The sequence below is a fragment of the Mycolicibacterium arenosum genome (genome assembly GCF_024320865.1).
GTDB lineage: Bacteria > Actinomycetota > Actinomycetes > Mycobacteriales > Mycobacteriaceae > Mycobacterium > Mycobacterium arenosum.
Map to the genome: position 1 here is coordinate 737,885 of NZ_JANDBD010000001.1, position 10,183 is coordinate 748,067.

Consider the following 10,183-nt stretch of genomic DNA (forward strand, 5'->3'; position numbering starts at 1 on the left):
GGAATGGATGCAAACGCCATCATCACGGCGGGTGCGCTGATCGGCGGCGGGCTGATCATGGGCGGCGGCGCGATCGGTGCCGGCATCGGTGACGGTATCGCCGGTAACGCGCTGATCTCCGGCATCGCCCGCCAGCCCGAGGCGCAGGGCCGCCTCTTCACGCCGTTCTTCATCACCGTTGGTCTGGTGGAGGCCGCGTACTTCATCAACCTGGCATTCATGGCGCTCTTCGTGTTCGCCACGCCGGCCTACTCGGGCTAGTCAGCCGACAGCATGGGTGACCTCACCGTAGTAGTTCCTGCGACGATCCTCGCCGCAGAAGAAGGTGGCGGGCAGAGCAACTTCCTGCTACCCAACGGCACCTTCTTCGCCGTGCTGCTCATCTTCCTGATCGTGCTCGGCGTGATCGCGAAGTGGGTCGTGCCGCCGGTCAGCAAGGTGCTCGCCGAGCGCGAGGCGATGCTGGCCAAGACCGCTGCGGACAGCCGCAAGTCGGCCGAGCAGGTGGCAGCAGCCCAGGCGGATTACGACGAGGCGATGGCGGCGGCGCGCGGCGACGCGTCCGCCATCCGCGACGAGGCGCGCAACGCCGGCAGGCAGGTGATCGACGCGAAGCGCGCCGAGGCCAGTTCCGAGGTGGCCGAGACCGTGAGCCGGGCCGACGCCACGTTGTCCGAGCAGCGCACGGCGACCGAGTCGGAACTGCAGTCCTCGGTCGACGGACTGTCGACGACGTTGGCCAGCCGCATCCTCGGCGTCGACGTGAAATCAGGCGGGAGCCAGTAGATGTCGATTTTCATCGGGCAGCTGATCGGCTTCGCGGTCATCGCCTTCATCATCGTCAAGTGGGTCGTCCCGCCGGTGAAGGGGATGATGGCAAAGCAGCAGGAGGCCGTGCGGACCGCGCTCGCCGAGAGCGCTGCGGCGGCCAAGAAGCTCGAAGACGCCGACGCCATGCACGCCAAGGCGCTCGAGGATGCCAAGGCCCAGTCGGCGAAGGTCACCGAGGAGGCCAAGCACGACTCGGAGCGGATCGCCGAACAGCTCAAGGAGCAGGCCGGTGTGGACGCCGAGCGCATCAAGGCGCAAGGCGCACAACAGGTTCAGCTGATGCGTCAGCAGCTGATCCGGCAGCTCCGCAACGGACTGGGTGAGGAGTCGGTCGAGAAGGCCGCCGAACTGGTCCGTGCCCACGTGGCCGATCCCGCGGCGCAATCCGCGACGGTGGACCGCTTCCTGGCCGAACTCGACGAGATGGCGCCGTCGACGGCCGTCATCGAGACCGGGGCATCGGCCAGGCTGAGGGCGGCCAGCCGCGACGCCCTCGCGGCGCTGACCGAGAAGTTCGACGAGGTCGCAGGGCGGCTCCGGGAGCCCGGACTCAACACGTTGGCAGACGAATTGGCCGCCGTGGTCACACTGCTGGTCACCCAGCCCACCCTCAACAAGCACCTGGCGGAGCCGACCGACAACGCGTCGGCGAAGGTCCGGCTTCTCGAGCAGGTGTTGTCGGGCAAGGTCGACGACCACACTCTCGACCTGCTTCGCACCGCCGTCTCACAGCGCTGGTCGGCCGAGGCCGACCTCGTCGACGCCGTCGAGTACACCGCGCGGCTGGCGCTGCTGCGTCGCGCCGAGCTCGCCGACGAGGTCGACGAGGTCGAGGAACAGCTGTTCCGGTTCGGCCGCGCGGTCGACTCCGAGCCGCACCTCACGGTGCTGCTGAGCGACTACTCGGAGCCCGCCGAGGGCCGAATCGCGCTGCTGCACAGAGTGCTCGGTGACGGTGTCAACGAGACGGCGAAGGCCCTGCTGACGCAGACCGTGGCACTGCTGCGCGGTGAGCGTGCCGACGAGGCCGTGCTGGACCTGGCCGAGCTCGCGGTTGCGCGACGCGGCGAGGTGGTCGCTCACGTCACCGCGGCCGCAGACCTCTCGGATGCGCAGAGCGCGCGGCTCACCGAGGTGCTGACCCGGATCTACGGACATCCCGTCTCGGTGCAGCTCAACGTGGATCCCGAGCTGCTCGGCGGCCTGACGGTCGCGGTCGGCGACGAGGTCATCGACGGCTCCATCGCGTCGCGCCTCGCGGCCGCACAGACACAGCTGCCCGACTGACAACCCTTTAGACCACCCGCTAACGCAAGGCAGGAAGACGAACAACCATGGCAGAGTTGACAATCTCCGCTTCTGACATTGAGAGCGCCGTCGAGGATTACGTATCGTCGTTCTCCGCCGACACCGAGCGCGAAGAGATCGGCACCGTGATCGACGCCGGTGACGGCATCGCACACGTCGAGGGCCTGCCCTCGGTCATGACCCAGGAGCTCCTCGAGTTCCCCGGCGGCGTGCTCGGCGTGGCGCTGAACCTCGACGAGCACAGCGTCGGCGTCGTGATCCTCGGCGACTTCGAGAAGATCGAAGAGGGCCAGCAGGTCAAGCGCACCGGCGAGGTGCTCTCCGTCCCGGTCGGCGATGCCTTCCTCGGCCGCGTGGTGAACCCGCTGGGGCAGCCGATCGACGCGCAGGGCGACATCGAATCGGACACCCGTCGTGTGCTGGAACTCCAGGCCCCGTCGGTGATTCAGCGTCAGGGCGTGAGCGAGCCGCTGCAGACCGGCATCAAGGCCATCGACAGCCAGACCCCGATCGGCCGTGGCCAGCGTCAGCTGATCATCGGTGACCGCAAGACCGGCAAGACCGCGGTCTGCGTCGACACCATCCTCAATCAGCGTGAGGCGTGGGCCACCGGCGATCCTAAGCAGCAGGTGCGCTGCGTCTACGTCGCGATCGGCCAGAAGGGCACCACGATCGCCAGTGTGAAGCGCGCGCTCGAAGAGGGTGGCGCGATGGAGTACACCACCATCGTCGCCGCACCGGCATCCGACGCCGCGGGCTTCAAGTGGCTTGCGCCGTACACCGGTTCGGCCATCGGTCAGCAGTGGATGTACGACGGCAAGCACGTTCTCATCGTGTTCGACGACCTCTCCAAGCAGGCCGACGCCTACCGCGCGATCTCGCTGCTGCTGCGCCGCCCGCCGGGTCGCGAAGCCTTCCCCGGTGACGTGTTCTACTTGCACTCGCGTCTTCTCGAGCGCTGCGCGAAGCTCTCCGACGAACTCGGCGGCGGGTCGATGACGGGGCTGCCGATCATCGAGACCAAGGCCAGCGACATCTCGGCGTTCATTCCCACGAACGTCATCTCGATCACCGACGGCCAGTGCTTCCTGGAGTCCGACCTGTTCAACCAGGGCGTGCGACCGGCCATCAACGTCGGTGTGTCGGTGTCGCGCGTCGGTGGCGCCGCGCAGATCAAGGCGATGAAGGAGGTCGCGGGCAGTCTCCGCTTGGAGCTGTCGCAGTACCGCGAACTCGAGGCGTTCGCCGCCTTCGCGTCGGATCTGGACGCGGCGTCCAAGGCTCAGCTGGAGCGCGGTGCCCGCCTGGTGGAGCTGCTCAAGCAGCCGCAGTACACGCCGTACTCCGTGGAAAACCAGGTCGTCGCGATCTTCCTCGGTACCAAGGGCCACCTGGATTCGGTTCCCGTCGAGGATGTTTCGCGCTTCGAGCGGGAGGTGCTCGAGCACGTCAAGGCGTCCCACGATGACATCCTCACGGAGATCAGGGAGACCAAGAAGCTCTCCGAGGAGACCGAGCAGAAGCTCACCGACGTCATCAACGAGTTCAAGAAGGGCTTTTCGGCCACTGACGGCAGTTCCGTCGTCGTGAACGAGGCGGAGACCGAGGCGATGGACGAAGAGGACGTCGAGAAGGAATCCGTCAAGGTCCGCAAGCCGGCACCGAAGAAGTAGGTAGGCGACTACATGGCAGCCACACTGCGCGAGTTGCGCGGGCGCATCAAGTCCGCCGGGTCGATCAAGAAGATCACCAAGGCCCAGGAACTGATCGCCACGTCGCGAATCGCGAAGGCGCAGGCCCGAGTCGAAGCGGCTCGTCCCTTCTCGACCGAGATCACCAGCATGCTGACCGAACTCGCGAGCGCCAGCGCGCTGGACCACCCGCTGCTCGTCGCGCGGGAGAACCCCAAGCGCGCCGGTGTGCTGGTGGTGTCGTCGGACCGCGGGTTGTGCGGAGCGTACAACGCCAACGTGCTCCGGCAGTCCGAGGAGCTGTTCTCGCTGCTGCGCGAGGAGGGCAAGGATCCGGTGGTCTACACCGTGGGACGAAAGGCGTTGGGCTACTACAGCTTCCGCAATCGCGAGGTGACGGAGTCCTGGACCGGGTTCTCCGAGCGGCCGACGTACGAGAACGCCCGCGAGATCGCCGACACCCTGGTGAACGCGTTCATGTCGGGGGTGGACGACGAGGGCGACGATCCGGGTGCGGATGGAATCCTCGGCGTCGACGAGCTGCACATCGTGTTCACCGAGTTCAAGTCGATGCTCTCGCAGAACGCCGCGGCGCGGCGGATCGCGCCGATGGTGGTCGAGTACGTCGGGGACGACGAGCCCGAGGACGGTCCGCAGACGCTGTTCTCGTTCGAACCCGATCCCGAGACGCTGTTCGACGCTCTGCTCCCGCGCTACGTGGCGACACGTGTCTACGCGGCACTGCTCGAGGCGGCCGCATCGGAGTCCGCATCGAGGCGCCGCGCCATGAAGTCGGCCTCGGACAACGCCGACGATTTGATCAAGGACCTGACGCTGATGGCGAACCGCGAGCGTCAGGCCCAGATCACCCAGGAAATCAGCGAAATCGTCGGTGGCGCCAACGCGCTGGCCGACGCCAAATAGGCATCGTAGGAAGCGAAGAGGAAATGACTGCAACCGCCGAGAAGACAACGACGGGTCGCGTGGTTCGTATCACGGGTCCCGTGGTCGACGTGGAGTTCCCCCGTGGCTCCGTACCCGAACTGTTCAACGCCCTGCACGCCGAGATCAGCTACAAGGATCTGGCCAAAACCCTGACTCTCGAGGTTGCGCAGCACCTCGGTGACAGTCTGGTGCGCACGATCTCGATGCAGCCGACGGACGGACTGGTCCGCGGCGTCGAGGTGTCCGACACCGGCAGGTCGATCTCGGTGCCGGTCGGCGACGGGGTCAAGGGCCACGTGTTCAACGCCCTCGGCGACTGCCTCGACGAGCCCGGTTACGGCGAGGACTTCGACCACTGGTCGATCCACCGCAAGCCGCCGCCGTTCGCCGAGCTCGAGCCCCGTACCGAGATGCTCGAGACCGGCCTCAAGGTCGTCGACCTGCTCACCCCGTACGTGCGTGGCGGCAAGATCGCCCTGTTCGGTGGCGCGGGCGTCGGCAAGACGGTGCTGATCCAGGAGATGATCAACCGCATCGCCCGTAACTTCGGTGGCACCTCGGTGTTCGCCGGCGTGGGGGAGCGCACCCGTGAGGGCAACGACCTCTGGGTCGAGCTCGCGGACGCCGACGTGCTCAAGGACACCGCCTTGGTGTTCGGTCAGATGGACGAGCCGCCCGGCACCCGTATGCGCGTCGCGCTGTCAGCCCTGACCATGGCGGAGTACTTCCGCGACGAGAAGCAGCAGGACGTGCTGCTGTTCATCGACAACATCTTCCGGTTCACCCAGGCCGGTTCCGAGGTCTCGACGCTGCTCGGCCGCATGCCGTCGGCGGTGGGCTACCAGCCGACTCTTGCCGACGAGATGGGTGAGCTGCAGGAGCGCATCACCTCGACGCGTGGCCGCTCGATCACCTCGATGCAGGCCGTGTACGTGCCCGCCGACGACTACACCGACCCGGCTCCGGCCACGACGTTCGCGCACCTCGACGCGACGACGGAGCTCAGCCGTAACGTGTTCTCCAAAGGCATCTTCCCGGCCGTGGATCCGTTGGCCTCGAGCTCGACGATCCTCGACCCCGCGGTCGTCGGTGATGAGCACTACCGCGTCGCGCAGGAGGTCATCCGAATCCTGCAGCGCTACAAGGACCTCCAGGACATCATCGCGATTCTCGGTGTCGACGAGCTGTCCGAAGAGGACAAGCAGCTGGTGAACCGGGCGCGTCGCATCGAGCGCTTCCTGAGCCAGAACATGATGGCGGCCGAGCAGTTCACCGGCCAGCCGGGTTCGACGGTTCCGCTGAAGGAGACCATCGAGGCGTTCGACAAGCTCTCGAAGGGCGACTTCGACCACCTGCCCGAGCAGGCGTTCTTCCTCATCGGTGGACTCGACGATCTGGCGAAGAAGGCCGAAAGCCTCGGCGCCAAGCTGTGATCGCTTCTCTAGCTCGAAAGGTGGTGTGCCATGGCTGAACTGCACGTGGAGATCGTCGCCGTGGAGCGTGAGCTGTGGTCGGGTGACGCGACGTTCGTCTTCACCAGGACGACCGCCGGCGAGATCGGCATTCTGCCGCGGCACATCCCGTTGGTAGCCCAGCTCGTCGACGACGCGATGGTCCGCGTCGAGCGCGAGGGCGAGGACGACCTTCGCATCGCGGTCGACGGCGGCTTCCTGTCGGTCACCGAGGAGGCGGTCCGGATTCTGGTGGAGAACGCCGAGTTCGAGTCCGAGATCAATGCGGACGACGCCAAGCAGGATTCCGAGTCCGACGACGAACGCACCGCGGCATGGGGCAGGGCGCGCTTGCGCGCCCTAGGCCAACTCGACTGACCGCCGGTGAGCGCGCTCATGATGTTCATGGTCGCGCTCATCGGTGTGCTCCTGATCGTCGTCGGCGCACTGTTCTATCGCCTGTGGAAGCTGCGTCAGGTCGGTGGCACCGCCGCCATCCTGCGCGATGCGCCCGCCGTTGGCGGGCACGGCTGGCGCCACGGCGTGATTCGGTACCGCGGTGGTGAGGCGGGTTTCTACCGGCTGTCGAGCCTGCGTTGGTGGCCGGATCGGCGGCTCTCCCGGCGCGGTCTCGAGGTTGTCTCGCGGCGCGCCCCCAGGGGTGACGAGTTCGACATCATGACATCCGAGATCGTGGTGCTCGAATTGCGGGACACCCATCCCGACAGTCGCCACGGCTATGAGATCGCTCTCGACCGGGGGGCGTTGACGGCCTTCACCTCCTGGCTGGAGTCCCGGCCATCGCCGCGTACGCGGCGGCGAGGCTAGTTCCGGGGACTATCCGGGCGTCTTGCCGCCGGGCTGCCACAGCACGTCGCCGTCGGGGTTGGCAACGCGGGACAGGATGAACAGCAAGTCGGACAGCCGGTTCAAGTACTTAGCGGGTAACACGCTGATGCCGTCACCGTGCTGCTCGACGGCCCGCCATGCCGACCGTTCCGCGCGCCTCGCCACGGTGCGTGCCACGTGCAGGTACGCCGACAGCGGTGTACCGCCGGGCAGCACAAAGGAATTCAGCGCCGGGAGCGACTCGTTGAATTCGTCGCACCACGTCTCCAGGCGGTCGATGTAGTCCTGCGAGATCCGCAGCGGCGGGTACTCGGGGTTCTCGACCAGCGGAGTGGAGAGGTCGGCGCCCGCATCGAACAGGTCGTTCTGGATTCGTAGGAGGACGCTGCGAATCGGCTCACCGGGCTGACCCACGGACACCGCGACGCCGAGGGCCGCATTGGTCTCGTCGCAATCCGCGTAGGCCTCAAGGCGGGGGTCGTTCTTCGACACCCGGCTGAAGTCGCTCAAGCCGGTCGTTCCGTCATCGCCGGTACGCGTATAAATGCGGGTCAGGTGCACTGCCATGGGCGCAACCGTACTCGGTTACGACCTTCTCCCGAGCGCCTGTGGCAGTCGGAGGGTCGTTGACTGCCCTAAAATAACCCGCGTGAGCGAGCGTTTCGTGGTGACCGGCGGATCCCGGTTAGCTGGCGAAGTCGCCGTCGGGGGAGCCAAGAACAGCGTGTTGAAGCTGATGGCGGCTGCGCTTCTGGCGGAGGGCACCAGCACGATCACCAACTGCCCGGACATCCTCGACGTGCCGTTGATGGCCGAGGTGTTGCGCGGATTGGGGGCCACCGTGGAGCTCGACGGCGACACCGTGCGCATCACGTCGCCCGACGAACTCAAGTACGACGCCGATTTCGCGGCGGTGCGGCAGTTCCGGGCCTCCGTCTGCGTGCTTGGACCCCTTGTCGGCCGCTGCAAGAAGGCCAAGGTCGCGCTACCGGGCGGGGACGCCATCGGCTCTCGGCCTCTCGACATGCACCAGGCAGGTCTGCGCCAGCTCGGAGCGCGGTGCAACATCGAGCACGGCTGTGTCGTCGCCGAGGCCGACCACCTCCGGGGAGCGGAGATCCAACTCGAGTTCCCGTCGGTCGGGGCCACCGAGAACATCATGATGGCGGCGGTGCTCGCCGAAGGCGTGACGACGATTCACAACGCGGCGCGCGAGCCCGATGTGATCGACCTGTGCGAGATGCTCAACCAGATGGGCGCCCAGATCACCGGCGCGGGATCCTCGACGATGGTGATCACGGGCGTCGACGTGCTGCATCCGACGGAACATCGGGTGATCGGCGACCGTATCGTGGCGGCGACCTGGGGGATCGCCGCGGCGATGACCAGAGGCGATATCTCGGTGACCGGTGTGGATCCGCAGCACCTGCAGCTGGTGCTGCACAAGTTGCACGCTGCCGGAGCGACAGTCACGCAGAGTGACGACGGGTTCCGCATCGTCCAGTACGAGCGGCCCAAGGCAGTCGACGTCGCGACCCTGCCGTTCCCCGGCTTCCCAACGGATCTGCAGCCGATGGCGATCGGATTGGCGTGTGTCGCCGACGGAACGTCGATGATCACCGAGAACGTGTTCGAAGCGCGGTTCCGCTTCGTCGAGGAGATGATCCGGTTGGGCGCCGATGCGCGCACCGACGGACACCACGCGGTGGTGCGCGGCATCACCCAGCTCTCGAGCGCGCCGGTCTGGGCGTCGGACATCCGGGCCGGCGCGGGCCTGGTGCTCGCGGGTCTGGTCGCCGACGGCGACACCGAAGTTCACGACGTCTTCCACATCGATCGCGGCTATCCGCTGTTCGTCGAGAACCTGAAAAGCCTTGGCGCAGAGATCGAACGGGTCACGTGACCAGGCGATTTTGGGACTGCTGTGGCGTGAGGTATGGTTGTTCCTACGAGTTCGGAGCGCCTAGCTCCTTCTCATCAAGCCCTCGGCCGCGGTCGTAAGACCGGAGGACGGGGCTTGATATCTCCCCAAAGCTGGTGTACAGTAGTGGGGTTGCCTCAAAACCGGGAGATATCGGTTTGCGGGTGTGTTGTTTGAGAACTCAATAGTGTGTTTGGTGGTTTTTGTTTGTTGTTTTTTGTCGTGCTTCTTGTTTTCCCGTTTGTAGGGGTGCGACGTTGTTTTTTGCCAGTTTGATTACTGGTGTTAGGTCAGATTTTTCTGAATTGCCTTTTAGGTTTTGTTTGGAGAGTTTGATCCTGGCTCAGGACGAACGCTGGCGGCGTGCTTAACACATGCAAGTCGAACGGAAAGGCCCTTCGGGGTACTCGAGTGGCGAACGGGTGAGTAACACGTGGGTGATCTGCCCTGCACTTCGGGATAAGCCTGGGAAACTGGGTCTAATACCGGATATGATCATCGGCTTCATGGTCGGTGGTGGAAAGCTTTTGCGGTGTGGGATGGGCCCGCGGCCTATCAGCTTGTTGGTGGGGTAATGGCCTACCAAGGCGTCGACGGGTAGCCGGCCTGAGAGGGTGTCCGGCCACACTGGGACTGAGATACGGCCCAGACTCCTACGGGAGGCAGCAGTGGGGAATATTGCACAATGGGCGCAAGCCTGATGCAGCGACGCCGCGTGGGGGATGACGGCCTTCGGGTTGTAAACCTCTTTCAGCACAGACGAAGCGCAAGTGACGGTATGTGCAGAAGAAGCACCGGCCAACTACGTGCCAGCAGCCGCGGTAATACGTAGGGTGCGAGCGTTGTCCGGAATTACTGGGCGTAAAGAGCTTGTAGGTGGTTTGTCGCGTTGTTCGTGAAATCTCACGGCTTAACTGTGAGCGTGCGGGCGATACGGGCAGACTAGAGTACTGCAGGGGAGACTGGAATTCCTGGTGTAGCGGTGGAATGCGCAGATATCAGGAGGAACACCGGTGGCGAAGGCGGGTCTCTGGGCAGTAACTGACGCTGAGAAGCGAAAGCGTGGGGAGCGAACAGGATTAGATACCCTGGTAGTCCACGCCGTAAACGGTGGGTACTAGGTGTGGGTTTCCTTCCTTGGGATCCGTGCCGTAGCTAACGCATTAAGTACCCCGCCTGGGGAGTAC

At 65.3% G+C, this 10,183-nt stretch carries 10 protein-coding genes and 1 rRNA gene; 10 read left to right on the forward strand and 1 reads right to left on the reverse strand.

Going from position 1 to position 10,183, the window contains the following annotated elements; translation table 11 throughout:
- Positions 1 to 3 precede the first annotated feature (3 nt).
- Genes NM203_RS03610 through NM203_RS03645 form a run of 8 tightly spaced genes read left to right on the forward strand, consistent with a single transcriptional unit; the run spans position 4 to position 7,054 of the window.
- The gene (locus NM203_RS03610) at positions 4 to 261 is read left to right on the forward strand and encodes a F0F1 ATP synthase subunit C (protein WP_255058241.1); all 258 of its coding nucleotides are present in this window, start codon (positions 4 to 6) and stop codon (positions 259 to 261) included.
- A 12-nt stretch (positions 262 to 273) separates the two neighbouring features.
- Positions 274 to 786, forward strand: a complete 513-nt coding sequence (locus tag NM203_RS03615; RefSeq protein WP_255058242.1) for a F0F1 ATP synthase subunit B — start codon at positions 274 to 276, stop codon at positions 784 to 786.
- Positions 787 to 2,118 (forward strand): F0F1 ATP synthase subunit B/delta, encoded by a 1,332-nt coding sequence (locus NM203_RS03620; protein ID WP_255058243.1) that lies wholly within the window; start codon positions 787 to 789, stop codon positions 2,116 to 2,118. It abuts the gene before it with no gap.
- A 47-nt stretch (positions 2,119 to 2,165) separates the two neighbouring features.
- The gene (atpA, locus tag NM203_RS03625; protein WP_255058244.1) at positions 2,166 to 3,812 is read left to right on the forward strand and encodes a F0F1 ATP synthase subunit alpha; all 1,647 of its coding nucleotides are present in this window, start codon (positions 2,166 to 2,168) and stop codon (positions 3,810 to 3,812) included.
- A gap of 12 nt (positions 3,813 to 3,824) precedes the next feature.
- Positions 3,825 to 4,754, forward strand: coding sequence for a F0F1 ATP synthase subunit gamma (locus NM203_RS03630; RefSeq protein WP_255058246.1), 930 nt, complete (start codon positions 3,825 to 3,827; stop codon positions 4,752 to 4,754).
- Positions 4,755 to 4,777: 23 nt separating this feature from the next.
- Positions 4,778 to 6,208, forward strand: a complete 1,431-nt coding sequence (atpD, locus tag NM203_RS03635; RefSeq protein ID WP_255058247.1) for a F0F1 ATP synthase subunit beta — start codon at positions 4,778 to 4,780, stop codon at positions 6,206 to 6,208.
- Between the two features lie 30 nt (positions 6,209 to 6,238).
- Positions 6,239 to 6,604: a F0F1 ATP synthase subunit epsilon gene (locus tag NM203_RS03640; RefSeq protein ID WP_255058249.1), complete on the forward strand. Its 366-nt coding sequence runs from the start codon at positions 6,239 to 6,241 to the stop codon at positions 6,602 to 6,604.
- A 6-nt stretch (positions 6,605 to 6,610) separates the two neighbouring features.
- Entirely contained in the window at positions 6,611 to 7,054 is a 444-nt protein-coding gene (locus NM203_RS03645) for a DUF2550 domain-containing protein (RefSeq protein WP_255058250.1), read from the forward strand.
- A 9-nt stretch (positions 7,055 to 7,063) separates the two neighbouring features.
- On the opposite strand, the gene NM203_RS03650 is transcribed toward NM203_RS03645, so the two are convergent.
- Positions 7,064 to 7,642: a cob(I)yrinic acid a,c-diamide adenosyltransferase gene (locus tag NM203_RS03650; RefSeq protein WP_255058251.1), complete on the reverse strand. Its 579-nt coding sequence runs from the start codon at positions 7,640 to 7,642 to the stop codon at positions 7,064 to 7,066.
- A gap of 82 nt (positions 7,643 to 7,724) precedes the next feature.
- Here NM203_RS03650 and murA point away from each other — a divergent pair, with 82 nt between their 5' ends.
- Entirely contained in the window at positions 7,725 to 8,978 is a 1,254-nt protein-coding gene (gene murA / locus NM203_RS03655; protein WP_255058253.1) for a UDP-N-acetylglucosamine 1-carboxyvinyltransferase, read from the forward strand.
- 338 nt (positions 8,979 to 9,316) lie between these two features.
- Positions 9,317 to 10,183 (forward strand): 16S ribosomal RNA (locus tag NM203_RS03660); the annotation flags it as partial.